Raw genomic sequence first — 24652 nt, 5'->3', positions numbered from 1 at the left:
GCCGGCGTGGTCGCCGGCGGCTTACTTCGCCAGGTAGCTGGCGATGTCATCTATCTCCTGCTGCGACAGCTGGGAAAAGGGCGGCATCAAGCCGCCGCCCTTGCTGATCTTTTCCTTGATCTGCGCCGGCTGCAACCGCTTGGCGACATCGGTGAGTGCGGGGAACGTCGGCGGAACGCCGGCCCGATCCGCGCCGTGGCAGGCCGTGCAGTGCACGGCATAGAGTTGTGCGCCAGCGGCCGGGTCATCCTTGGACCACGCTGCGGGGGTCAGCACCGTGCCGCAGAGCGTCAGGGCCAGTATCAGGATCTTGTTCACGAGAGGCTCCTTGGCGGGTTAGCGCGGGGCGCTGGCGGGCAGCGTGGTGGTGAGTCGCTGACGCAGGTAGTCCGTGCCCGTCTTGATGACCTTGGCCGGATCACGGGGGTGGTCGTGCTCGACGATGTACCACTGCACGCCTGCCGCCGCGGCGGCAGGCAGGATCGCGTTCCAGTCCAGCACCCCCTGGCCAACGGCGGCGAAGCCGCCCTCGTCGTCGGCCTGGCCTCTGGGTGCGTTGTCCTTGGCGTGTACCGCGAACACGTGGCCACGGAATTTGCCCAGCATCACCACCGGGTCATGGCCCGCACGGGCCACCCAGGCCAGGTCCAGTTCGGTCTGCAGATCGGGTCCAGCCGCAGCGAACAGCAGTTCCAGGCCGGTTTTGCCGTTGACGTCGACCAGCTCGAAGTCATGGTTGTGGTACGCCAGGCGCATCCCCTGGGCTTTTGCCCGCACCGCGATGCGGCCCAGTTCCTGGCCCAGTGCAGTCCAGCCTGCGGCATCGGTCGGCCGATCTTTTTTGTCCAGGTACGGCACCACCAGGGTGGTGTTTCCTATCGAGCGGTTGAAGGCCACCACCCCGTCCAGGTCGCTGCGTAGATCGGCCAGTTGCACGTGGGAGGAAATGGGCTTGATCGAGTAGCGGTCCAGCAGTTGCTTGAGTTCGGCGGCGCTGACGTTCTGGGTACCGACGGTCTCCACCGCGCCGACGCCCGCGTCATGCACGATCTTCAACTGCTGGTCGAGCGTGCCGGCGTCGCGCAGCGTGTACATCTGCACTGCGATGGGCGGCTGTGAACCTGCGGGGTCGCCTGCGAAGGCGGGCAGGGAAACGAGCAGCAGCAGTGCGAGGGTAGTGGACCTGCGCGTAGCGATGTTCATCAACACATCCTCCCGGGATTCAACCGATGGTGGTCCAGGCGCGGGACCTGGCCGATGCAATCACGCGGTCGACGATCAACGCCGAACGCAGGCCGTCCTCGAAGGTGGGCAGGCCCTGTGGCCGCTCGCCGTCGATGGCGTGATAGGTGTCGGCGACGAACGCCTCGAAGCAGTGGCCGTAGCCCTGCGCATGGCCGGGCGGCAGCACCGACAGCCGCCGTTGTTCGGCACTGCCGGCAGCCGGCCCACGCACGAAGGTTTCCTCGCGCTGGTCGGGCCGGCCGATCCACAGCCGTTCGGCGTCCTCCTGGTTGAACGCCACGCTGGCCCGGGCCCCGTCGATCTCGAACCAGAGGCGATTGTGGCGTCCGGCCGACACCTGGCTGACCGTCAATGACGCCAGCGTGCCTGCGCCGGTCTTGAACATCGCCGCGGCCACATCTTCGCTGGATACGGCCTGCATCGCGCCACCCGCCGCCGGCGTGGCGAAGCTCTGGCCGGTGAGTGCGCCGCGCTCGGCGAGCACGGTGGCGAACGCCGCACTGACGTCGACAAAGCGCTCGCCAGTGACCCATTCCACCAGGTCGCACCAGTGCGAGCCGATGTCGGCGAACACGCGCGACGCGCCGCCCAATGCCGGATCCACGCGCCAGTTGTTGCTGGCCGGGTCCAGCAGCCAGTCCTGCAGGTAGCTGCCGTGGATCAGGTGCAGCGGGCCCAGTTCGCCCTGCGCGATGCGTGCGCGCGCCTCACGCACCACCGGGTGGTAGCGGTAGACGAAGGGCACCGTGGCGACCAGCCCGGTCGAGGCGGCCAAGGCGGCCAGCGCCTGGGCGTCCTCCAGCGTGGTGGCCAGCGGTTTCTCGCAGACCACATGCTTGCCGGCTTCCAGCGCCGCCTGCGCCATGGCGCGGTGCAGATGGTTGGGCGTGCAGACGTGCACCACCTGTACCTGCGGATCGTTGACCACCTCTTCGATGTCACGATAGGCGCGCGGGACATTCCATGCCTGCGCCACGTCGCATGCGCGTTGCGGTGACGAGGCGGCCACGCCCCGGATCTCTGCTCCCGCCAGCAGCGCCGCGCGACGATGCACTGCGCCGATCATACCGGTGCCGAGGATGGCGATTCCAAGCGTTGGCATCAGGTTCGGTCCTCAGGGGGGGGACGGTGCGGCGGCAACCACCGGCCGCTCGCGGAACAACAACAGGAAGGCGATCAGCACGACCAGCGCGACGCCCGCCGGGAACAGCCAGATCTGCTGCCAGTCCGGGCCAGTTGCGGTGGTGTAGTGCTCCACCACCGCGCCGGACAGGAACGTGCCGATCAACATGCCCACGCCGTACGTGGCCAGCGTGATGAACCCCTGCGCGCTGCTGCGCGCGGCGGGCCCGGCATGCGCATCGGTGTAGATCTGGCCGGTGACGAAGAAGAAGTCGTAGCAGATGCCGTGCAGCACGATGCCGATCACCAGCAGGGAGAAGCCCCCGCCCGCATCGCCAAAGGCGAACATGGCGTATCGCACCACCCATGCGGCCATGCCGACGGCCAGCATCGTCTTGACCCCCAGCCGCACGAACAGGAACGGCATGGCCAGCATCAGCAGCACTTCAGAGACCTGGCCCAGCGATTGCAGGCCGGCCGCGCCGCGCACGCCAAGATCGTTGAGGTACGGGTTGGTGAAGTTGTAGTAGAACGATAGCGGGATGCAGATGGCGATGGACGCCAGGAAGAACACCAGGTAGGAGCGCGACTTCAGCAGCCGCAGCGAATCCAGCCCCAGGATCTGCCCCAGCCCGGCATCGCGCTGTTGCGCGAGCGGCGGCGTGTGCGGCAGCGTGAACGCATACAGGCCCAGCGCCAGCGACGCCATCGCCGCCATCTGGAAGGTCAGCTCGAGCCGATGCGCCTGCTCCCAGCCCAGCCAGCCGATCAGCACGCCCGCCACGATCCAGCCGACGCTTCCGGCCACCCGCACGAGCGGAAACTGCTTTTCCGGCGACTGCATGTGCCGCATCGCCACACTGTTGGCCAGCGCCAGCGTCGGCATGAACAGCAGCATGTACCCCATGACATAGACGGAGAAGGTGCTGAAGTCCGTCGCCGTGGACGCCAGCCACATCAGCGCCGCGCCAGCGAGGTGGAGTACCGCGAGGATGCGCTGCGCCGCGAAGTAGCGATCCGCGATCAGGCCGACCAGGAAGGGCGCGACGATGGCGCCGATCGATTGGCTGAGGAATGCCGTCGCCACCTGGCTTGCGCTGGCCTGCAACGGCCCCTGCACCAGGTAGGTCCCGAGGGTGACGAACCATGCCCCCCAGATGAAGAACTGCAGAAACATCATCGCGCCCAAGCGCGACATGGTGTGCGTCATGGCTTGCCCTCCCAGGCAGTGATGGCTCAGATCCCCAGCATGCGGCGCAGTGATCCAGGATCGGTGCCGCTGTGGGCAAAGTCGTCGAAGGCGCGCCCGGTCACGCGGATGATGTGGTCGCGGATGAAGGCCGCCCCTTCGCGCGCGCCGTCTTCCGGGTGCTTCAGGCAGCACTCCCACTCCAGCACTGCCCATCCGGGATAGTCGTACTGCGCCAATTTCGAGAAGATCGCCTTGAAGTCGATCTGGCCGTCCCCGAGCGAGCGGAACCGGCCCGGACGATCGATCCAGTCCTGGTAACCGCCATACACGCCACTGCGCGCGCTGGGGTGATACTCCGCGTCCTTGACGTGGAAGATGCCGATGCGCGCGTGGTAGCGGTCGATGAAGCCGAGGTAGTCCATCTGCTGCAGCAGCAGATGGCTGGGGTCGTACAGGATCTTTGCGCGGGGGTGATGGTCCACCGCGTCCAGGAAGCGCTCGAACGTCGCGCCGTCATGCAGGTCCTCACCCGGATGGATCTCGAAACACAGATCCACGCCGCAGGTGTCGAACGCATCCAGGATCGGACGCCAGCGGCGACCAAGTTCGGCGAACGCTTCGTCCACCAGCCCGGGCGGGCGTTGCGGCCAGGGATAGAAGTAGGGCCAGGCCAGCGCGCCGGAGAACGTGGCATGCGCCGTCAGGCCCAGGCGCTGGCTGGCCTTGGCGGCCAGCAGCAGCTGCTCCACCGCCCAGGCCTGGCGGCCCGCGGGATCACCCCGTTTGTCCGGCGGTGCGAATCCGTCGAACAAGCTGTCGTAGGCGGGATGGACGGCAACCAGTTGCCCCTGCAGGTGGGTGGACAGCTCGGTGATCTGCAGGCCATGTGCCTCCAGCATGCCGGCCACATCGTCGCAGTACGTCTGGCTGCGCGCAGCTTCGGCCAGATCGAACAGCGCGGGAGCGCTGGTAGGCACTTGTACGCCAGAATACCCCAGCCCCGCGGCCCATCCGGCCAGCGTGTCCAGCCGATCGAACGGAGGTGTGTCGCCAATGAACTGCGCCAGGAACAGTGCTGGACCCTTGAGCGTTTTCAAGAGGATTCGCCCTCCATGCAATCGATTGCATTATCCTAGCAGTAGCATTCGAAAGATCCGTTGTGCACTGCACAGCGGAAGGAAGAAGTAACCCCATGGCCACCATCTACGACATCGCAAAGCACGTCGGCGTCTCGGCCGGCACGGTGTCGCGGGCGCTGTCCCGGCCGGAGAAAGTGCTGCCGGCCACGCGCGCGCGCATCGAGCAGGCGGCCGCCGCGCTGGGCTATGTCCCCAACACGGTGGCCAGAACCCTCAAGACCCAGCGCAGCGGCAAGATCCTGGTCACCGTGCCGGACATCGCCAACCCGTTCTTCGCCCAGATCCTGCAGGGCGCCGAAGACGCGGCGCAGGCCGTGGGTTATGCCGTCCTGCTGGGCGATACCCAGAACCTGCCCGAGCGCGAGGAGCGCTATGCGCAGATGCTCCGGCGCAACGAGGCCGATGGTCTGATCGTGCTGGGGCATCGCCTCCCGCCTACGGCACGTGACATCGTCCAGCAGCAGGGCACTGCCGCGCCGGTGGTCAACGGCTGCGAGTTCGATCCTGCGCTGGGTATTCCCAGCGTCCACATCGACAACGCGGCCGCCGCGCGCGCCGTGATGGACCACTTGTATGGCCTGGGACACGAGCGCATCGCCGTGGTCGGTGGGCCGCCGGACAATCCCCTGCACCAGCAACGGCTGGAAGGGGTGCGTGCTGCCGGCAAGGCGCGCGGTCGCCTGCGTCAGCTGAGCATTGTCCCGGGTGACTTCTCGGTGGAATCCGGCCATGCGGCCGGGATGGAACTGCTGGCCCGCGCGTCGGTGCCGACCGCGGTGTTCTGCTTCAGCGACCAGATGGCGCTGGGCGTTCTGGCGGCCTGTCGGGATCTGGGCATCGGTGTGCCCGATGGTCTGTCTGTCGTCGGCTTCGACGACCTGGCATCCTCGCGGTATCTCACGCCTCCGCTGACGACCATCAGGCAGCCGATGCGGGAGATTGGTGCCCGCGCGGTCCATCTGCTGCTCGCCATCATCGAACGTGTCGATGTGCCGCTTCAGCAGACGCTGGATTTCAGTCTGATGGTGCGGGGTTCGACTGCAGCGCCCGCGCCGCATCCACTACCATGGGCCACCCGTCAGGATGCGCCCGCATGTCCACAGTGATCCCCGCGTTGCCCAAGCCGCCCACTGCCCGCATCGCGGCGTGGTTGCTGATGCTGGTGGGCATGTGGGTGACCTTGAAACTCGGCCTGGTGGTCACCCTGCTGTCGGGCCTGCTGGTGTTTCACCTGACCCATCTGCTGGCCTCCACCGTCGAAGGCAAGCTGCCGCCGGGGCGCGCACGGGCCTATTCGGTGATCGTGCTGTCAGCCCTGATCATCGGCGCGTTGACCCTGGCAGCGATCGGCATCGCCTCGTTCTTCCGCAACGAGACCGGTGGGCCGGATGCGCTGCTGATGCGCCTGATGGACATCCTCAACACGTCCCGCCACCAGGTGCCGGACCTGCTGCAGCCCTACATCCCGGAAGATCTGCAGGCGCTGCGCACGGCCATGAACGACTGGGCGGCGACCCACCGCCAGCAACTCGGCATCGCCGGCACCTCGGCCGTGCAGATCAGCGTGCGGATCCTGATCGGCATGGTGCTGGGGGCGATGATCGCGCTCTACGACGAGTTGCCGTTGCCCAAGATGGGTCCGCTGGCCCAGGAACTGATCGGCCGCACCAGCCGCATGGCCACCGCGTTCCGGCAGGTGGTGTTTGCCCAGGTGAAGATCTCCCTGCTCAATACGCTGTTCACCGCCGTCTTCCTGCTCGGTGTGCTGCCGCTGTTCGGGGTGCATCTGCCGCTGTCCAAGACGCTGGTGCTTATCACCTTCCTCGCCGGCCTGCTGCCGGTGGTGGGCAACATCATCTCCAATACCGTCATCACCATCGTTGCGTTGTCGGTGTCGTTCTATGTGGCCGTGGTCGCGCTGCTGTATCTGGTGGTGATCCACAAGCTGGAGTACTTCCTCAACGCGCGCATCGTCGGAGGGGAGATCCAGGCACGCGCTTGGGAACTGCTGCTGGCGATGCTGGTGATGGAAGCTGCGTTCGGGCTGCCGGGACTGGTCGCGGCGCCGGTGTTCTACGCCTACATCAAGCGCGAACTGCTGGACCAGCGCTGGATCTGAGGGCCGGGCGGCCCTAGAGCTTCAGGTTCAACGACACATACGCCGAGCGCCCCGGTGCCGGTGAGAACATCGGCTGGTCAGCACCGCCCCAGAAGAAGTTGTCGTACCACGCATACGCGTAATCACGGCCGGTCAGGTTCTTCACCTGCACGTCCACGCTCAGCCGCTCGGACAGCCGATACGACGCGCTGGCATCGAGCACCGCGAAGGCACCGAACTTGCCTTGCGTGTTGCGCTCTTCAATGTAGTAGTCACCCTGCATCCGGCCCTGCAGGCCGAAGGCCCAGCGTTCGTTGGTACGGTAGTCCACGCCGATGTTGCTGATGTAGCGCGGTGTGGCGATGACTTCGTTACCCGCCAGGGCGGTACCGTCGGTAGTAAAGGCGCTGACCACCTTGGCCTGTTGGATGGCGTGCGAGCCCCACAGCGTCCAGTGGTCGCCCAGGCGTGCGGTGACCTGCAGATCGACACCTTCGCGACGGGTCTGGCCCAGGCCGACCGAGGTGCCGGTGGCCGGCATGTTGGCGACCTCGTCGGTTGCATCCTGGCGCCACACCGCGATGCGCGCGTCGGTACCGACGGCCGGGGTGAACTTGATGCCGACCTCCTTGCCGGTATTGATCGAGGGCCGGAAGGTCGCTTGGCCGGCGGTGAGGTAGGCCGGTGCGGTGGAGCCGGTCAGTACCTGGAACGTCCGGCCCCAGTTGGCGTAGACGTTGAGGGCCGGGGTGATGGCATAGACCACGCTGAGCTTGGGCTGCTCGATCGTGCCGTAGTGCTGCAGCGGAGCGGTGACGCCACCGGGCAGGCGGGTGCTGCCGGAGAAGCGATCGACGCGGTAGGCCGGCACGATCTTCAACGCGGAGGTGGGCTGATACACGGCCTGCACGTAAGCACCGAGGTTGTCCAAGGTGTAACGGTCATCGTTCTGGATCCGCGCCGGGGTCGAGAAGTCGGTCGGGACGGCGTGGTTGTAGCGCAGGCGGCGATAGGTGTTGTCCTGATGCTCGGCGTTGAGGCCGCCCTCGACTGTCAGCGCAGGCGTGGCCGCCCAGGTCAGCGTACTGAGCAGGCCGGTCTGTTTCTCATCCCACTGGCGGCGCTGGCGCGGCGCGTTGCCGGGCACGTAACGGGTGAAGGTGACCTGCCGATCGTCCTCGTAGCGGTTGTAGTACAGCTTGTTGCTGACATGCACGGTGTCGCTCAACTGCAGGTCCAGATGGGTGCTGAGGTGGCGCATGTCGCGGTCGTCGGCATCGTTGGCATTCTTGAGCGCCGATCCGCGGCGGTCGGTGGCCAACTCATCGGCGGTCATGAAGCCGGGCTCATCCGCCTTGTGGTGGTACACGCGTGCGATAAGGCCAACATTGAACAGCTCATCGTCGCCGCTGTAGAACCACTTGCCGCCGAGGGAGTACTTCTTCGAGCGGTCATGGTCGCGGTAGCCATCGGAGGCCTGCGAGGCCAGGAAGTAGTTCTGGGCGACACCATTCGTTTCGCGACCGATTGCGACCTGGGCTTCGCGGGTGTTGTAGCTGCCGTAGGTGAGCCGCGCATCGGTGTAGTTGCCGCCCTGACGGGTGCCGAGATTGATGTTGCCGCCAATGTTGTGCAGGCCGTAGCGCGGGTCGTTGGTACCACGCACGACCTCGATGTAGTCGATGTCCAGCGGGAACACCATGTCGATGAAGCGCTGGTTGCCGCTGTTGACGTTGCTGGGGATGCCGTCGATCAGGATCTTGATGCCGTTGAGGTAACCCTCGCCATTGAACGCCCGGAAGGTGGCCTTGCCGGATTCCGCGCCCTGGCGGGTTTCGGTCAGCTGCATGCCCGGCATCTGGCCGAGCAGCTCCCAGCTGTTGGACACGTTCTTCTCGTTTACCTGGTCGCCGCCCATCACATCCACCGAGGTCAGCACCCGGCTGGCGGCCAAGGGGCGGTGCGAGCCTTCGCGCACGTGCACGCTGCCCAGGGTGATCGCAGCATCGCCGGACTGTGCGCGCGCTTCGCCTGCGCACAGGGTCGCCAATACGGCGGACACCATTGCCTTGGTTCTCATCTATCTGGGCCTTTCAGGAGCAGGTGGGACAAGGCGTGGACGAGCAGACGTCGTTCGTCTGCCATCCCGTCCTGTAAAAGAAATAATATAACATTGCAGTTCGAGGTCATTCCATCCCTGCGCGCCGCTTCACGGATCCGGCTTGAAGCACCCGTCCATCGGGCTTATAACGCCGCTGAAGGGCGCTGCCAGCCGGGCCGCCCATGGCGATCGGTGACCACGATGACCCCGTCCAATGGCCGTTCAACCCCGCGTGCTGCAACCACCAGCGAGCCGTCCGCATCGCAGCAGATCGATGCCCGCATCCAGTCGCTGGACGATTGGCGCGGCCAGACCCTGGCGCGCATCCGCAGCCTGATCCATCAGGTGGATTCGGAGGTGATGGAAACCTGGAAGTGGCGAGGCGTGCCGGTGTGGGAGCACAACGGCATCCTGTGTACCGGTGAGACCTACAAGGCGGCCGTGAAGCTGACCTTCGCCAAGGGCGCATCGCTGCCCGATCCCAGGGGGTTATTCAACGCGAGCCTCGAAGGCACTACCCGCCGCGCCATCGATCTGCATGAGGGCGACACGATCAACGCCACCGCGTTCAAAGCGTTGATCCGGTCGGCGATCGCCCTGAATGACACGGCGAAGGCCTCGCGTGCACCACCGCGCACGAAGGTGACGCAGCGCTTTGCCTGAATCATCCCGAACGCCTGCACTGGAATGCGCGGCCTGAATCAGGAACGATGGCAGGGTTTGTCCCCCAACGTTTCCAGGATGTGCCTGTGCTGAGTGTGATCGGCTGTTTGCTTGCGTTGTATCTGGTGTGGCGGCTGATCTGGCCGCTGCGAGTGTCACTTCCGGTCAGAATCGTGCTGGGCTTGCTGGTGGTGGCGCTGGCGCTGCACCACCGGATCGTGGCCCAGTTCGCCGGGACCATGGCCTCACCCGAGATTCCCAAGGCGGTGATTGCGGTGCTCGCGACTGGATTCACCACGCTGCTGCTCAGTGCGCTGTTTGTGTTGGCGCTGGATGCGCTGTTGCTGATCGCACGCCTGATCCGTGCGCGGCGCGTGCTGCCGGTGCTGCAGGCGGCGTGGCTGCGACCGGCAGCGGGGACGCTGGCGCTGCTGCTGTCCGCCTATGGCATCTGGCAGGGCATGGCGGTGCCCAAACCGCGCCAGATCGAGGTGGCGATCGACGGGCTGCCCGCCGCATTCGACGGCTACCGCGTGCTGCAGCTCACCGATATTCACGCCAGCCGCCTGCTCACCGCTGCCTGGGTGGAGAAGGTGGTGGCCGAGAGCAACGCGCTGCACCCGGACCTGGTGGTGATCACCGGCGATCTGATTGACGGCACGGTCAGCGCCCGCGCCAACGACTTCGCGCCGCTGGCCAGACTGCGTGCGCCCGATGGCGTCGTCGCGATCACCGGCAACCATGAGTACTACGCGCAGTACGCCGACTGGATGCAGGCCTTCCGTGGGCAGGGCATGCAGGTGCTGGAGAACAGCCACACCCAGGTGCAGCGTCAGGGCGGCACCCTGACCATTGCCGGCGTCACCGATCCGGTGGCTGCGCGTTATGGCCTGCCCATGCCGGACCTGGGCGCGGCGCTGGCCGGTGCGGATCCGCATGCGCCGGTGATCCTGCTCGACCATCGCCCGGTGGAGGCACGCGCCAACGCCGCGAAGGGCGTTGCGCTGCAGCTCTCCGGCCACACGCATGGCGGTCACATCATCGGCATGGATCAGCTGGTCAAGCGCGCCAATGGCGGCTTTGTGTCCGGCCGCTATGAGGTGGATGGCATGACCTTGTATGTCAGCAACGGTGCCGGCTTGTGGCCCGGCTTTGCCGCACGGATCGGCGTGCCCTCGGAGATCACCCTCATCACGCTGCGGCCGCGCTGATGGCGTGTGGATGCGTCATGCCCGGCGTCGTGCTGCCGGATACCGAAGCGTGGATGGTGCGCGATCCCACCGGCCGGGAGTATCCGGTCTGGGTGGCGCTGCCAGCGGGGTATGCGCGGGATGCGCACCTGCGCTATCCGGTGCTGTATGTCACCGATGCGCTGTACAGCTTTCCGCTCGCGCGCAGCGTGCGCAACATGGTCGGGCAGGGCGGCGCGCATCTGGCGCCCTTCATCCTGGTCGGGCTGCCGCCGCAGCAGGGCCTGAGCTCGCAGCAGAGCCGCTCACGCGATTACACGCCGACCCAGCCGGTCCGCCGTGCGGGCGACGACTACACCGATGGCATCGCCTACGGCGGCGCGGCGCACTACCGCGATTTCCTGGCGCAGCATGTGCTGCCGCAGGTCGAGGCGCGCTACCGGGCCGATCCAGCGCAACGCGCCTTTGCCGGCCACTCCTATGGCGGGCTGTTCGGCATGTACGTGCTGTTGACCTGCCCGGCGATGTTCCAGCGGTACCTTCTGTCCAGCCCCTCGCTGTGGTTCGATCAGCATGTGATTGACCGTATCGAGGCGGATTACGCAGCGGCACATGCGGATCTGGACGCGCGCGTGTGGATGTCGATTGGTGCACATGAAACTCCGGCGTCCGATGCGCCGTTCGCCGCGCGCAACGACATGGTCGCCCACACCCTGCGCTTTGCCGACCGGCTGCGCGGGCGCGGCTATCGGGGATTGCAGTTGGAGACGCGGGTCGTTCCGGACGACGACCACCTGACGGTCTACCCGGCGATGCTCACCCGCGCGCTGCTGGCGCTGTTCCCCAGCGGGACCACGGCCAAGACCATGTGAAATTTCCGCCAGTGGGTGTGCACGCCTCGGTCACCGGGCTGCGCGGAGGCTGGGCGCACGAGCCCTGACCCCCGGAGATTCCATGACCACGCTGACCCTGCCCGAATTGGCCAAGAAGATGGCCGGCATCGATTTCGCCATGCTGCAGACCCACACCGCCAGCGGCGAGATCGCCGGCCGGCCGATGAGCAACAACGGCGACGTCGACTACAACGGCGACAGCTACTTCTTCGCCTTCGACAGTGCCGACATGGTGGCCGAGATCGAACGCGATCCCAAAGTGGCGCTGTCCTTCACCGGCAGCAAGGGGTTGCTGGGCAAGCCGCCGCTGTTCGTCGCCGTGGAAGGCCACGCCACGCTCAGCCGCGACCGCGCGACCCTGCAGGCGCATTGGGTCCCTGACCTGGAGCGCTGGTTCAAGCAGGGCGTGGACACGCCCGGCATCGTGCTGATCCAGGTCAAGGCGACCCGCATCCACTACTGGTCGGGCGAGGACGACGGCGAGATCCGTCTGTAACCGATGCCTGCCCAATCGATCAGGATCGGATGCGCAGGCTGGTCGATTCCCGGCCGTCATGCGGCATTGACCGGCGAGGGCGAGAGCATGCTGGCGCGCTACGCCACGCGGTTCCCGATAGTGGAGATCAACTCGTCTTTCTACCGGCCGCACCAGCAGCGCACCTACGAACGCTGGGCGGCGAGCGTGCCGGCCGCGTTCCGGTTCTCTGTGAAATTGCCCAAGGCGATCTCGCATGAGGCGGGGCTACGTGGGTGCGGTCCCGCGTTGGACGCCTTTCTGGACGCGGTGGGCGGTCTGGGCCGCACGCTCGGCGGGTTGCTGCTGCAGCTGCCGCCGAGCCATGTCTTCGACGCGCGCGTGGCGGCCGCCTTCTTCGGCCTGCTGCGCCGTCGCACCCGTGTGCGCGTGGTCTGCGAGCCACGCCACGCCAGCTGGTTCACGCCGCAGGCCGACGCGCTGCTGCAGCGCCATGGGATTGGGCGAGCAGGGGCGGACCCTGCCCGTGTTCCTGAGGCCGCGCAGCCGGGCGGTGACGATGCATGGCGCTACTGGCGATGGCACGGCGAGCCCCGCATGTACTACAGCGCGTATGACGACGCGGCGCTGCATGCATTGGCGAGAACGGTTGCTGCGCGGACGGCACGCGTGCGCTGGGTGATCTTCGACAACACTGCCCATGGGTTCGCCATCGCCAATGCGGCCCGGCTGCAGGACATCCTGAGCGGCGCTGCCCCACAGGAGCCCGGACATGCCTGAAGGTCCCTCCATCGTCATCCTGCGTGAGGCCGCTGCGAAGTTCCGCGGCAAGACCGTGCGGCTGGCCACGGGCAACAGCACGTTGGATCTGACCCGCATGGAAGGGCGGCGTGTGGTCGCCCTGCGCAGCTGGGGCAAACACTTCCTGATCGAATTCCGCGGTTTCAGCCTGCGCGTGCACATGCTGATGTTCGGCAGCTACCGCATCGACGAGCGCAAGCCGTCCCCACCGCGGGTATCACTACAGTTCGACAACGGTGAGCTCAACATCTATGCCTCATCGGTGAAGTACATCGAGGGTGCGCTGGACGACACCTACGACTGGCGCGGCGACGTGATGGATCCGGCGTGGGATCCCAGGCTGGCGCGCAGGAAGCTCAAGCAGCAGCCGGAAACGTTGATCTGCGACGCGCTGCTGGACCAGGACCTCTTTGCCGGGGTGGGCAACATCATCAAGAACGAAGTGCTGTTCCGCACCCGCGTGCATCCCGAATCCACGGTCGGTGCGCTGCCGCCACGCAAGTTGGGCGAGATCATCAAACAGGCGCGGCAGTACAGTTTCGATTTCCTGGACTGGAAGCGGCAAGGCGTGCTGCGCCAGCAGTGGCTCGTGCACACCAAGCGCAGCTGTCCCCACTGCGGCGGGCCGATCAGCAAGACCTACCCGGGCAAGACCCGGCGGCGGGCGTTCTTCTGCCCGGTGTGCCAGGTGCGCTACGGCGCCGCGCCTGCCGGACGCAAAGCCGCGCCGAACGCCCGCAAGGCGGCCCAGAGGCGTTCAGCCAGGTCCTCGCCCATGGCGTAGGATGGGGGGCACACGCACTTACGCGCGTCCAGCGCGATCGACACCTGATCGCCCTCGCTCCTTTCTCAGAGCCTTTCATGCCGCCAGCGGAATGAAGGCTCCCGTGTCCCACGGAGCGCACATGCCGGGCTATACCACCCGCATTCTCACCATCCCGGTCGGCGGGCACGATTTCCGTATCCGCGCGCTCAGCGATCTGCAGCAGTTTTCCGATCCCACCGGACGTGCCCAGCGGGCCGGCATCCACTCGTCGTTGTGGAGCCTGTTCGGTCAGATCTGGCCGGCCGGCCGCGCGCTGGCCGATACCATGAGCCACTTCGACGTGACCGGTAAGCGCATCCTGGAACTGGGCTGCGGGCTGGGGCTGTCCAGCCTGGTACTGGCCCATCGCGGCGCGGATGTCGTGGCGACCGACCACCATCCGCTGGCCGAATCCTTTCTGGCCTACAACGCGGGCCTCAATGACCTGCCGGCGGTAACCTACCGCGACCTGCCCTGGGAAATCCCCGATGGCTCGCTGGGGCGGTTCGACCTGATCATCGGCAGTGACATCCTGTACGAGCGGGGCCACGCCCACCAGATCGCGGCGATGATGCAGCGGCATGCCAAGCCCGATGCCGAACTGCTCATCACCGATCCCGGTCGCGGCAACGTGGGCTCGTTTTCCCGTGGCATGGCGCTGCAGGGCTTCGATGTGACCGAACAACTGGGGTTGTTCGAGGATGAAGGCAATGCGCCGGGCAACGGCCGTCTGCTGAGTTACCGGCGCGGTGATGTGCGGTCGTCAGCCGTGGCCTGAGCACTCTGCTGTGACGCGGCGTGCAGATCGACTGACGTAGGCTGTCGCCGTCCAGTTGCGGCCCAGGCGGCCGGGAGTATCTCGATGCGATCTCGTCCACTGCCGCGCCGCAATGGCCCGTCTGTTCCCAGGATGCACGCTTGAGCGCGGCCGCCACGGCGCCTGCGGCGCGCCCGCAGACGCGCTCGATGATCATCGCCGGCCTCTCCACGGTGGTGGAGTGGTATGACTTCACCCTCTATCTGTATCTGGCCACCGTGCTCTCGCGCGTGTTCTTCGGTGGTGGCGAGAATGCGCTGCTGGCCACGTTGGCCGGGTTTGCGGTGTCGTATCTGATGCGGCCCTTGGGTGCGCTGGTCTTCGGCCATCTCGGCGACCGCTTCGGTCGCCGCTACATGCTGCTGGCCTCGATGTTGCTGATGACCGTGGCGATGCTTGCCACTGCGCTGCTGCCCACCTTCGAGAGCATCGGTGCCGCTGCCGGTGTGCTGCTGTTGCTGCTGCGCTGCCTGATGGCGTTCTCGGTGGGCGGCGAGTACACCGGCGTGGTCGCATACCTGCTGGAAACCGCACCCGTGCGCAGGCGCGGACTGGTGACATCCTTGGCGTCGGCTGCGAGCGAGGTGGGGGCCTTGCTGGCGGTGGCGTTGTCGGCGCTGACCGTCGCGCTGCTGAGCACGGCGCAGCTGGATGGCTGGGGCTGGCGGATTCCCTTCTTCGTCGGTGCGGCGCTGGCGGGGGCGATCCTGCTGGCGCGCTCGACCATGCACGAGTCACCCGAGTTCGAGCGGCAACAGGCTGAGGGCACCGTCCCGACGTCGCCGATCCGCGATAGCTGGCGGCACCACAAGCCCGCGATTGCGCGCACGTTTGCGATCTCCGCACTGGGCTCGATCACCTATTACGTTGGAATCACCTATGTGCCCGCGTTCCTCGGTTCGGTGGGGCAGGTGAGTGAATCGGAGGCGTTGTGGCTGTCCACGGTCGCGGCGGTGGCGGTGATCGTGGTGACGCCGCTGGCGGGCGCGTTGTCGGACCGGGTCGGGCGCCGCCCCGTGCTGATCGCATTGGCCGCGCTATCGGCCCTGCTGCCGTTGACGATGTTCTCGGTGATGGCCGGTGGCAGCACTGTGGCGATCGGGCTGGCGGCGGTGGTGCTGGCCTGCCTCGCGGGCGGCGTGAGTGCGGTGGCGGCACCGGCCACGGCCGAGCAGTTCCCCGGCGAAGGGCGGCTCAGTGGGCTGGCACTGGGCGTCACCATGGCCACGGCGTTCTTTGGCGGTGCTACGCCGTTGCTGGCCGAACTGCTGGTGCGGCATACCGGCTGGTCGTCGGCCCCCGGGGCAATGATCGCGGTGGTCGCGATACTGGTGCTGCCGGTGATGTGGACGCTGCGCGAGACCCGACCCCGGTAGTGCCGGCGGCTGGCCGGCACCACCGGATATCCTCAGTACTTCCAGCGCAGGCTCAACGCAACAAAACGCGGCTCACCGTAGTTGTTGTAGTCCAGGTTGGCCCAGTAGGTCTTGTCCAGCGCGTTGCGCACGCTCAAGGTCGCCGTCCAGCTGTCGCTGATGCGGTAGTTGGCATTGAACTGCACCAGGGCATACGCCGGCTGGTTCACCGTCACCGTGCCGCCGAGCGGATAGGGGATGTTGTAGCCCTGCACCTTGCTCTGCCACTGCACGCCCGCACCCACGCTCAGGCGCTCCAGCGCGCCGCGCAGTCGCAGCTGGGTATTGAGCTGCAGCAGGTCTTCGGCCGGGTTGGCGTACAGCAGATCGGTAGCAGCACGGGTCACCTTGACGTGGGTGAAGCCGGCATTGACCGTCCAGCCCGGCAGGATCTCGCCGTTGACGTCCACTTCCCAGCCGCGTGCCTTGGTCCCGTTGATGCCGATGTAGGCCGAGCTGCCATCGCTGAGCGAGCGCTCCGGCACGCTCGTGTCGAGCACCGCGTAGTTGTCCTGCTTGGCCTCGAACACCGCGGCATTGGCGGTCAGGCGGCCGTCGAACCACTGCGACTTGATGCCCGCTTCCAGGTTGGAACCTTCCACCGGCGCCAGCAGGTTCTCGTTGCGGTCCTTGTAGTTCTGCGGATTGAAGATTTCGGTGTAGCTGGCATACGCCGCCACCTGCGGGGTGATGTCGTACACCAGGCCCACATAGGGTGTGACTTCATCGGTCACCTTGTAGGCGCCGCTGGTGCCGGTGTACGCACCGGCCGCGTTGTAGGAACGGGACAGCGTTTCCCAACGGCTCAGGCGCGCACCGGCAATCAGCGCCAGCGGATCGGCCAGGCGCAGGCGGGTAGCGACGTAGACGCCGCTCTGGGTGGTCTTGGCGACGCGGCGTGCGCCGGTCCGCGCGTAGGTCACTTCGGAGATGTCGCCATCCCAGGCGCGGATATCCGGGATGTAATAGCAGCGCTCGTTACCGCAACGTGCCCAGTCGGTGGGATAGCGCAGCGCGATGGTGTTCGTGGTGCCCTCCAGGTCCGCCCATTGCCCGCCGACGGTCAGGTCGTGCTCGCGGCCGAACAGGGAGAACGTGCCGCTCAGGTAGGCATCCACATTGCGGCGGGTGTCTTCGGAATCGCCGGCGGCGGTGCGCAGGAAAATACCCGCGCCGGTGGCCGGATCGGGGTAACCGCTACCGTACACGCGCACGTTCTGCACGTTGCCCTGGGTGTAGGCGGTATTGATCTTCAGCAGCCAGTTCTCGCCGAAGCGCTGTTCCAGGTTGGCGAACGCGGTGCTGGTCTCGCGCTGCCAGTAGCTCCACTTCGGGGCCACGTTGGTCGAGCGCGGCAGGTGCGCGAAGTTGCCCTGGCTGTCGAAGAAGGGCACGGTGCCCCAGGTCGAACCGACCGGGTTGTTGTCCTGGGTCTGGTAGCCCACGGTCAGCGTGGTGCTGTCGGTCAGGTCGCCTTCCAGCACGGCCATGCCGGCCATCTTGTTCTCGTGGTACCGGTCGTAATACAGATCACGGTCGGTGTAGGCGGCGACTACCCGGCTGCGGAAACGGCCATCTGCGGTCAGCGGCGCGGTCACGTCGGCTTCCATGCGCTGGTAGTCCCAGCTGCCGGCGCTCACCGCGAAGGAGGCATCGAATTCCTTGCCCGGGCGTTTGCGCAGCAGGTTGACCGTGGCCGAGGGCACGCCGGCGCCGCTCAGCAGGCCGTTGGCGCCGCGGATCACTTCCACGCGATCGTAGAAGGCCGTGTCGTATTCCTGGTTGGTAGAGCCGCTGTAGGTGGGGATGCCGTCCACCTGGAAATCGGTAATGGCAAAGCCGCGTGCGTAATACAGCGGGCGCTGCGTGTCATAGAAGGAGACGCTGACGCCGGTAACGTTGCGCATCACATCGTTGATGCTGAACAGCGATTCGTCCTGCAGCCGCTGCAGGCCGATCGAGGTGGCCGACTGCGGGGTTTCCTGCAGGCTGATGGGCAGGCGCGTGGTGCTCGACGGCATCGCCCGCGCACCGACCACGCTGACCTTGTCCAGGGTCTTGGCATCGGCGTTGCTGCTGGCGTCTGCCGGCGCATCGGCGAAGGCCTGCGGCGCGGTCAGCAGCAACACGGAAAGCAGGGCTAGGCCCAGCGGGGCACGGCGGGGGAGGCGAAGCGAAGCAGCGCAGGCGTACATGCGGGGTCTCGTGATGATCTGGGGACGTGGCCGGGCCCCAAGCCCGGCGGGGTGCAAATGTAAAGCGTTCTCATTCGCTTTACAAATCGTGAACATTCAGCGTCACCCAACCCCACAACGCATCCGGCCACCGCGAGGGTGGCCGGAGGGAAAGCGATGGCAGGGGACGGTAGCCCCGTGCCTGCGCAGGCTTACAGGGCCTGCAGTTCTTCGTTGGCGTTGCGCTTGGCTTCGGCCGGCTTGGCGGCCGGCGGCGGGGTCAGCATCACCGCTGGGCTGGTCTCGACCGGCACATCCAGGTACGGCAGCTTCAGGGTTTCGCTGGTCAGGCGGCGGATCTCATTGGTCAGCGCGGGGCTGTCGTTGAGCTTGCGGCCATACGACGGCACGATCTGCTTCAGGCGCGCTTCCCAGCCGGCCGCCATCTGCTCGGGGAAGGCCTTCTTGAGCAGGTCCAGCATGATCGGCGGCGAGGTGGAAGCACCCGGCGAGGCGCCGAGCAGGGCGGCCAGGGTGTGGTCCTGGTCGGTCACGATCTCGGTACCGAACTGCAGGATCGAGCCCTTTTCCGGGTCCTTTTTGATGATCTGCACGCGCTGGCCGGCGGTGACCAGTTTCCAGTCCTCGCGCTTGGCGTGGGGGAAGTACTTGACCAGCTCGGCCTGGCGGTCGTCATCGTTCAGACGCGCCTGGCCCATCAGGTACTTCACCAGGTCCAGGTTCTCCAGACCCACATCGATCATGCCCGCCACGTTGTTGTGGTTGACCGACGAATACAGATCGAACCACGAGCCGTGCTTGAGGAACTTGGTGCTGTACAGCGCGAACGGCCCGAACAGCACCACCGGCTTGCCATCCAGCTTGCGCGCATCCAGATGCGGCACCGACATCGGCGGCGAGCCGGTTTCGGCCATGCCGTAGGCTTTGACCGAATGCCGGTTGGCGATCGCCGGGTCCTGGAAGGCCAGGAACTGGCCACCGACCGGGAAGCCGGCGTAGTTCTTCGCTTCCGGAATGCCCGACAGCTGCAGCAGTTTGAGCGCGGCGCCACCGGCACCGATGAACACGAAGCGCGACTTGACCGTGGTCTCGTTGTCGGACTTCAGGTCCTTGACGGTCACGTTCCAGCTCTTGTCATCGTTCTGGCGCAGGGCACGCACTTCATGGTTGAGATGCAGCCTGAAGTTCGGGCTGCGCTCCAGGCCCGCAGTCAGCTGGCGGGTGATCACGCCGAAGTTCACGTCGGTGCCCAGCGGCATCCAGGTGGCGGCGACCTTCTGCTTCGGGTCACGGCCTTCCATCAGCAGCGGTGCCCACTGGGTGATCTGTGCGGGATCCTCGGAATACTGCATGCCGTAGAACAGCGGGTTCTTGACCAACGCCTGCTGGCGCTTGTGCAGGTAGGCGATGTTCTCATCACCCCAGACGAAGCTCATGTGCGGGGTCGGGTTGATGAAATCGCTGGGCTGGCTGAGGCGGCCTTCGCGGATCTGGTGCGACCAGAACTGGCGCGAAATCTCGAACTGCTCGGCGATGCCGACCGCCCGCTTGGTCTCGATGCTGCCGTCCGGCAGCTCGGGGGTGTAGTTCAGCTCGGCGAACGCGGAATGGCCGGTGCCGGCGTTGTTCCAGCCGTCCGAACTTTCCAGCGCAACCCCGTCCAGGCGCTCATAGACCTGGATGTTCCAGTCTGGCTGCAGCTCCTGCAGGAAGGTGGCGAGCGTGATGCTCATGATGCCGCCGCCAACCAGGACGACGTCGACCGGCTTGTCGTTGCCGGCGGCCGGGACCGAGCGCTGATGCAGCGGCCAGTACAGGAACAGTGCCGCTGCCAACAGCAACACCACGAACAGGCCGAGGACGACCTTCGCTAGTTTTTTCATGGGGATCTCAGGTAGGGAGACATGGGAAGGATGCCGCCGCTGCCGGGAACGCCCGTGAATACGGGCATCACAGCGGTACCTTGTGGGCAATTTTAGCCCTTTCCGGTACGGATTTGGTGCAACGCAGCATCCGGTGGGTGTGCCGGGCCGGGTCAGTCGCTGGCCAGGGTGAAGTATTCGAGGAGGAAATAGCCGGCTTGATAGACCAGTGCCAGCACGGCCAGAGCCAGATGGGCGCGGCGCTGGCGCAGGGCCATGCCCAGCCCGGCCATGACGAGCATCACCACGGTGTGGACCCAGTAGGCGTCGCCGAGCATCTGCCAGCGGCTATGGCCCTTGATGGCGGTATCGACCAGATCCAGCAGCGTGACCAGCGCCAGCATCCCGAAGAAGCCACCGCGCCGCTGCAGCAGATAGTTCTCATAGCTGCCGAACTCGCGCACATCGTCCGGAAACAGCAGCACGCACAGCAGGTACCACGCGGCGCAGTAGGCGATCACGAACAGGTACAGCTCGAAGGTCCACTGCCGGACCTCGCCCAGCCGGAACTCCCACCACCAGAAGGTCACCACCGAGATCAGCGCCCAGACCACCCAGCACAGGTGGATCCACGACCAACCGCGGCGCTGCGGGTGTTCGATGATCCCGGCCAGGCCACGCAGCAGGGTGGTGATGCTCAGGCCAAGGATGATGCTCAGGACCACGCGGATGTGCAGGTAGACCGGATCGGTGTCCATCGACGTGCCCGCGACTGGAATGCGCCGATGCTGCATCGGGGCGGGTCGTCGGGTCGTGTAGGGCTGCAGGCGGCCCCGCTACGACAGCCGACCGACGCTGCGCCCTACCGGTCCGGGGCTATCGTTTCTTGCGCACCAGCGTCGCCGAGGCCGCCAGCACCGCCCGGGTCAGCAGCGCCATGGTCTGCACATCGCCTTTCCAGTGCTGCCAGTACAGCGGCACATCTTCCCAGGCGCGCTGCTTCATGTGCACCAGCCGGCCGGCATCCAGGTGCCGTTTGACCAGCGGCAGCGGGTTCATGGTCCAGCCCAGCCCACCCAGGTTGGCCTGCACGAACGCGCGGGTCGAGGGAATCCACCAGGTCGGCGCGGTCAGAGGCAGGTCGTTGCCGGCCAGGCGCCGTGCGAAACGGGCCTGCATGTCGTCCTTGCGGTTGAACACCAGCACCGGGGCCTGGGCCAGCGACTGCGCGTTGACGCCCTTGGCGAAGTACTGCTCGTGGAAGGCCGGCGTGCAGGTGGCGGCATAGCGGATGCTGCCCAGCGCGTGGATCTGGCAGCCTTGCACCGGCTCATCCAGGGTAGTCACCGCGCCCAGTACGGCCCCTTGCCGGAGCAGGGCCACGGTGTGGTCCTGGTCTTCCGAGCGCAGGTCCAGCGTGGTGCCGGTCTGCCGCGCGAACTGCAGGGCCGCCTCGGGGAACCAGGTTTCCAGGCTGTCGTGGTTGACCGCCACCGGGATGCTGGCATGGGGCAGGTCCTCATCGGCGATGCCCATCCGGTGCAGCGCATCGTGCTCCAGCAGGGCGGTCTGCTCGGCCAGTTGGACCAGCACCTGGCCTTCGGTGGTGGCCACCGCCGGCGAGGAGCGCTTGACCAGCAGGCGCCCGACCCGGTCCTCCAGCGCTTTGACCCGCTGGGAGACCGCCGAGGCGGTGACGTTGAGCGACTGCGCCGCCCGTTCGAAGCTGCCTTCGCGGATCACCGCCGCCAAGGCGCGGAGCTGGGCATGGTCGATGCGCATGATCTTAAGTTCCGCTAAAGATGGTTAAGTAAGTTTAGCTCTACTTTTTCATGTTGCGGCGCGACAATGCGCGCCATCCGGTGCTGTACGCCTTGGCGAGGCACCGCCCCCCAGCAAGACACAGGTGGTATCCCATGTTTTCGATCATTGCCGGCGGTGCCGGTCTCAGCGCGTGGCTCAGCGGTGCCGCAACCGGCATCGGCCTGTTCGCGGTGGTCGGCGCGCAGAGTGCTTTCATCCTGCGCCAGGGCATCCTGCGCAAGCACATCGTGCCCGTGGTGGCGACCTGCGCCGCCATCGACGGCATCTTCATCTTCGCCAGCGTGGCCGGCCTGCGCACGCTCACCCAGGCGCTGCCGTGGCTGACCACCGTGGTGCTGTGGGGCGGTGTCGCCTTCCTGGCCTGGTATGCCTGGCAATCGGCGCGCCGCGCGCTGGCCGGTGGCGGCGGCATGCACGTGGACGATGGCGACAGCAGCTCGCGCCGTGCGGTGCTGATGTCGGCGGTCGGCTTCTCGCTGATCAACCCGCACTTCTGGCTGGACATGATGGTCATCGGCGGCATCGCCGAGAATTTTGGCAACGCACGCATGGCCTTCGCCGCCGGCGTGTTCACCGCCAGCTGCCTGTGGCTGACCGCCCAAGGCCTGGGCGCGCGCCTGCTGGCCCCGCTGTTCACCAAGCCCAAAACCTGGCGCATCCTCGACGGCACCATCGCGGTGATCCTGTCGATCCTGGCGCTCAGTCTCGCGTTCCGCGGCATGCATTGACCTCTCTCCTCAATGCAGGTCCTGGAAATGGCACCGTTCGCGGTGCCATTTTTTTGCTTGGAAGCGCCGCTGTACCACCCTGCAGAAGGCCGCGGCTACGACACCGATCCTCATTGCGGTGAGTACTGCGAAGCTGCTGGCATTGCTCTCCAGCAGCCTGGTCGGGCAGGCCGATTCGGCATCGACGCCTGCCAACCCCGAGCACGGCGCGGCTCGGGATTACTTCACCCCGTGCATCATCCGCTTCAGCATCGGTGAGCAGATCAATGCCACCGCCGCGCAGCCCAGTCCGATCCACATCAGCAGCCAGAACAGGTGTTCGTAACTGGCGGCGGCGCTGGCGATATCCATGGTCTGGCCCTCCGGTACCTCGATCGCGGCGAGCTTGCCGAACAGCGCCGCCAGCGTTTCGGAGAACGCGGTGGCCAGGAACCAGGTGCCCATCATCAGGCTGACCACCCGCGGCGCGGCCAACTGGGTGACCGCCGACAGGCCGACTGGCGACAGGCACATCTCGCCGATCTCCAGGATCAGGTAGGCCAGCACCAGCCACCACACACTGGCCATCTGTCCGGTCGCGCCGACGTGCTGGGCGGCCAGGGCCAAGGGCACGAACGACAGTGCGGCGAAAATCAGTCCGATCGAGGATTTGACCGGCTTGGACGGGTCCATGCGGCGACGGTCCAACCATGCCCACAGCATCGCGAACAGCGGCGCGAGGACGACCAGGAACAGGCCGCCGAGGTAAGTCAGCGAACCGGCCGTCTGCGGAATCACCAGGCAGTCGCGGATCAGCATCACCAGCATCGCCGCCACGATCGCGATGAACAGGTTGCGCGGTGCGGACGAACCCGGGTTCCGCTCCGACAGGCGCGCGGCCACCACGAAGCCCAGTGGCGCCAGCAGCAGCGAGGCGATCGACCATGGCAGCGGCGTGCCGCCCTGGATCACCAGCGACGGCACCAGGTCCTTGGTCAGCAGACGATCGGTAAAGGTCACCCACGAGCCATAGGTCTGCTCGTACAGGGTGAAGAACACCAGGGCCATGAAGATCAGCGCCATCAGCGCGATCATCTGCTGGCGCTGCACCGGCGTGCAGCGGGTACCGGTGAACCAGGCGAACCAGACCAGTACGCCGCCGAGCACGACGATCATCAGCATCAGGGCCAGGCTGATTTCACCGCCGAGCGCGAACGCGCCGTTGGCCGCGGCCCACATCAAGGCAGCGACGGGAATCACGCCGAGCACGGCCACCGCATAGATCAGCCATTCGCGGCGGATGCCGAGCACGCGCTGGCGCAGGGCCGGCAGATCCGACGGTTCGGCGTGGCCCTGCAGATACTTCTGGCCCCACAGGAACATGCCCAGGCCGATCACCATGCCGATGCCGGCCGCGCCGAAGCCGTACTTCCAGCCATAAGCTTCGCCGAGGAAGCCGCACACCAGCGAGGCGAACAGCGCGCCCAGATTGATGCCGGCGTAGAACAGCGAGAACCCCGAATCGCGGCGCGGGTCGTTTTCCGGGTAGAGCTTGCCGACGATGGTGGAGATGTTCGGCTTGAGGAAGCCCACGCCCATGATGATCAGGGCCAGCGAAAGGTAGGTGATGCCCAGGGCCGCGTCATCGCGCACGATCGCACCATCGACGCGGACCGCCGCGTGCCCTTCGAAGGCCATGCCCAGGTGGCCCAGCACCAGCAGCACGCCACCGAACACCACCGCCTTGCGCATGCCCAGCCAGCGGTCGGCGAGCAGGCCGCCGAACACCGGGATGCAGTAGACCAGGCCACCGTAGGCACCGAGCAGATCCAGGCCGGCCTTGTCGCCGAACAGGTGGTACTTGGTGAGATACAGCAGCAGCAGCGCCTTCATGCCGTAGAACGAGAACCGCTCCCACATCTCGGTGAAGAAGCAGATGTAGACGCCTTTGGGATGGCCGAGGAAGTCGTCGGTAGCGGTCGAGGTGGTGGAGGCGGGCAGGGCGGCTGCGGTCATCGAGGGATCGGGCAGGGCGGACAAGGGGGCGAGTATAGGCCCGGGGCGAAGGGTCAGCCGTGCCGGGTCTGGCCGCTCCGCTGCTGTAGTGC

22 protein-coding genes are annotated in these 24652 nt (G+C 66.3%); 11 read left to right on the top strand and 11 right to left on the bottom strand.

Annotated elements, in window-relative coordinates:
- Positions 1-21 precede the first annotated feature (21 nt).
- Genes AC13F7_RS09120 through AC13F7_RS09100 form a run of 5 tightly spaced genes read right to left on the bottom strand, consistent with a single transcriptional unit; the run spans position 22 to position 4656 of the window.
- Positions 22-318, bottom strand: coding sequence for a c-type cytochrome (locus AC13F7_RS09120; RefSeq protein ID WP_481470506.1), 297 nt, complete (start codon positions 316-318; stop codon positions 22-24).
- Positions 319-336: 18 nt separating this feature from the next.
- On the bottom strand, positions 337-1203 hold the full coding sequence (locus tag AC13F7_RS09115) for a sugar phosphate isomerase/epimerase family protein (RefSeq protein ID WP_482999917.1): 867 nt from the start codon (positions 1201-1203) through the stop codon (positions 337-339).
- Between the two features lie 19 nt (positions 1204-1222).
- Positions 1223-2347 carry a Gfo/Idh/MocA family protein gene (locus AC13F7_RS09110; protein WP_482999916.1) on the bottom strand — a complete coding sequence of 375 codons (1125 nt, stop codon included), beginning with the start codon at positions 2345-2347 and terminating at the stop codon, positions 1223-1225.
- A 12-nt stretch (positions 2348-2359) separates the two neighbouring features.
- Positions 2360-3577 (bottom strand): nucleoside permease, encoded by a 1218-nt coding sequence (locus tag AC13F7_RS09105; RefSeq protein ID WP_482999915.1) that lies wholly within the window; start codon positions 3575-3577, stop codon positions 2360-2362.
- Positions 3578-3603: 26 nt separating this feature from the next.
- Entirely contained in the window at positions 3604-4656 is a 1053-nt protein-coding gene (locus tag AC13F7_RS09100) for a sugar phosphate isomerase/epimerase family protein (protein WP_482999914.1), read from the bottom strand.
- 95 nt (positions 4657-4751) lie between these two features.
- Here AC13F7_RS09100 and AC13F7_RS09095 point away from each other — a divergent pair, with 95 nt between their 5' ends.
- Both AC13F7_RS09095 and AC13F7_RS09090 read left to right on the top strand, forming a co-directional pair.
- Positions 4752-5804 carry a LacI family DNA-binding transcriptional regulator gene (locus AC13F7_RS09095; protein ID WP_481470511.1) on the top strand — a complete coding sequence of 351 codons (1053 nt, stop codon included), beginning with the start codon at positions 4752-4754 and terminating at the stop codon, positions 5802-5804.
- Positions 5792-6817 carry an AI-2E family transporter gene (locus AC13F7_RS09090; RefSeq protein WP_482999913.1) on the top strand — a complete coding sequence of 342 codons (1026 nt, stop codon included), beginning with the start codon at positions 5792-5794 and terminating at the stop codon, positions 6815-6817. The genes AC13F7_RS09095 and AC13F7_RS09090 overlap by 13 nt, the downstream gene beginning before the upstream one ends.
- 13 nt (positions 6818-6830) lie before the next feature.
- Here the strand turns inward: AC13F7_RS09090 and AC13F7_RS09085 are convergent, their stop codons facing one another.
- Positions 6831-8876 carry a TonB-dependent receptor gene (locus AC13F7_RS09085; RefSeq protein WP_482999912.1) on the bottom strand — a complete coding sequence of 682 codons (2046 nt, stop codon included), beginning with the start codon at positions 8874-8876 and terminating at the stop codon, positions 6831-6833.
- Between the two features lie 222 nt (positions 8877-9098).
- On the opposite strand from AC13F7_RS09085, the gene AC13F7_RS09080 reads away from it, so the two are divergent.
- From AC13F7_RS09080 to AC13F7_RS09045, 8 genes are all read left to right on the top strand, one after another.
- Entirely contained in the window at positions 9099-9560 is a 462-nt protein-coding gene (locus AC13F7_RS09080) for a DUF1801 domain-containing protein (protein ID WP_483000145.1), read from the top strand.
- Between the two features lie 47 nt (positions 9561-9607).
- Positions 9608-10771 carry a metallophosphoesterase gene (locus AC13F7_RS09075; RefSeq protein WP_482999911.1) on the top strand — a complete coding sequence of 388 codons (1164 nt, stop codon included), beginning with the start codon at positions 9608-9610 and terminating at the stop codon, positions 10769-10771.
- 17 nt (positions 10772-10788) lie between these two features.
- Positions 10789-11622, top strand: coding sequence for an alpha/beta hydrolase (locus AC13F7_RS09070; protein WP_482999910.1), 834 nt, complete (start codon positions 10789-10791; stop codon positions 11620-11622).
- A gap of 82 nt (positions 11623-11704) precedes the next feature.
- Entirely contained in the window at positions 11705-12139 is a 435-nt protein-coding gene (locus AC13F7_RS09065) for a pyridoxamine 5'-phosphate oxidase family protein (protein ID WP_482999909.1), read from the top strand.
- Positions 12140-12142: 3 nt separating this feature from the next.
- Positions 12143-12898: a DUF72 domain-containing protein gene (locus tag AC13F7_RS09060; RefSeq protein ID WP_482999908.1), complete on the top strand. Its 756-nt coding sequence runs from the start codon at positions 12143-12145 to the stop codon at positions 12896-12898.
- The gene (locus tag AC13F7_RS09055) at positions 12891-13703 is read left to right on the top strand and encodes a DNA-formamidopyrimidine glycosylase family protein (protein ID WP_482999907.1); all 813 of its coding nucleotides are present in this window, start codon (positions 12891-12893) and stop codon (positions 13701-13703) included. The genes AC13F7_RS09060 and AC13F7_RS09055 overlap by 8 nt, the downstream gene beginning before the upstream one ends.
- A gap of 121 nt (positions 13704-13824) precedes the next feature.
- Complete coding sequence (locus tag AC13F7_RS09050) at positions 13825-14502, top strand: class I SAM-dependent methyltransferase (RefSeq protein WP_482999906.1); 678 nt, start codon at positions 13825-13827, stop codon at positions 14500-14502.
- Between the two features lie 188 nt (positions 14503-14690).
- Entirely contained in the window at positions 14691-15917 is a 1227-nt protein-coding gene (locus tag AC13F7_RS09045; protein ID WP_123729688.1) for an MFS transporter, read from the top strand.
- A gap of 32 nt (positions 15918-15949) precedes the next feature.
- Here the strand turns inward: AC13F7_RS09045 and AC13F7_RS09040 are convergent, their stop codons facing one another.
- The 4 genes from AC13F7_RS09040 to AC13F7_RS09025 all read right to left on the bottom strand — a co-directional run bounded on the left by AC13F7_RS09040 (position 15950) and on the right by AC13F7_RS09025 (position 21795).
- The gene (locus AC13F7_RS09040) at positions 15950-18151 is read right to left on the bottom strand and encodes a TonB-dependent siderophore receptor (protein ID WP_482999905.1); all 2202 of its coding nucleotides are present in this window, start codon (positions 18149-18151) and stop codon (positions 15950-15952) included.
- A 191-nt stretch (positions 18152-18342) separates the two neighbouring features.
- A complete protein-coding gene (mqo, locus tag AC13F7_RS09035; protein WP_482999904.1) occupies positions 18343-20034 on the bottom strand; it encodes a malate dehydrogenase (quinone) in 1692 nt (563 codons plus the stop codon).
- Positions 20035-20186: 152 nt separating this feature from the next.
- On the bottom strand, positions 20187-20771 hold the full coding sequence (locus AC13F7_RS09030) for a hypothetical protein (RefSeq protein WP_481470703.1): 585 nt from the start codon (positions 20769-20771) through the stop codon (positions 20187-20189).
- 118 nt (positions 20772-20889) lie between these two features.
- Positions 20890-21795 carry a LysR family transcriptional regulator ArgP gene (locus AC13F7_RS09025; RefSeq protein ID WP_046272993.1) on the bottom strand — a complete coding sequence of 302 codons (906 nt, stop codon included), beginning with the start codon at positions 21793-21795 and terminating at the stop codon, positions 20890-20892.
- A 134-nt stretch (positions 21796-21929) separates the two neighbouring features.
- On the opposite strand from AC13F7_RS09025, the gene AC13F7_RS09020 reads away from it, so the two are divergent.
- Positions 21930-22565, top strand: a complete 636-nt coding sequence (locus AC13F7_RS09020; protein ID WP_481470704.1) for a LysE/ArgO family amino acid transporter — start codon at positions 21930-21932, stop codon at positions 22563-22565.
- Between the two features lie 219 nt (positions 22566-22784).
- Here the strand turns inward: AC13F7_RS09020 and AC13F7_RS09015 are convergent, their stop codons facing one another.
- Positions 22785-24560, bottom strand: coding sequence for a peptide MFS transporter (locus AC13F7_RS09015; RefSeq protein ID WP_482999903.1), 1776 nt, complete (start codon positions 24558-24560; stop codon positions 22785-22787).
- Positions 24561-24652 lie beyond the last annotated feature (92 nt).

The sequence above is a fragment of the Stenotrophomonas sp. K-6 genome (assembly GCF_056861555.1).
Note: the sequence above shows the minus strand (reverse complement) of the source record. Positions and strands in the feature narration are given on the sequence as shown.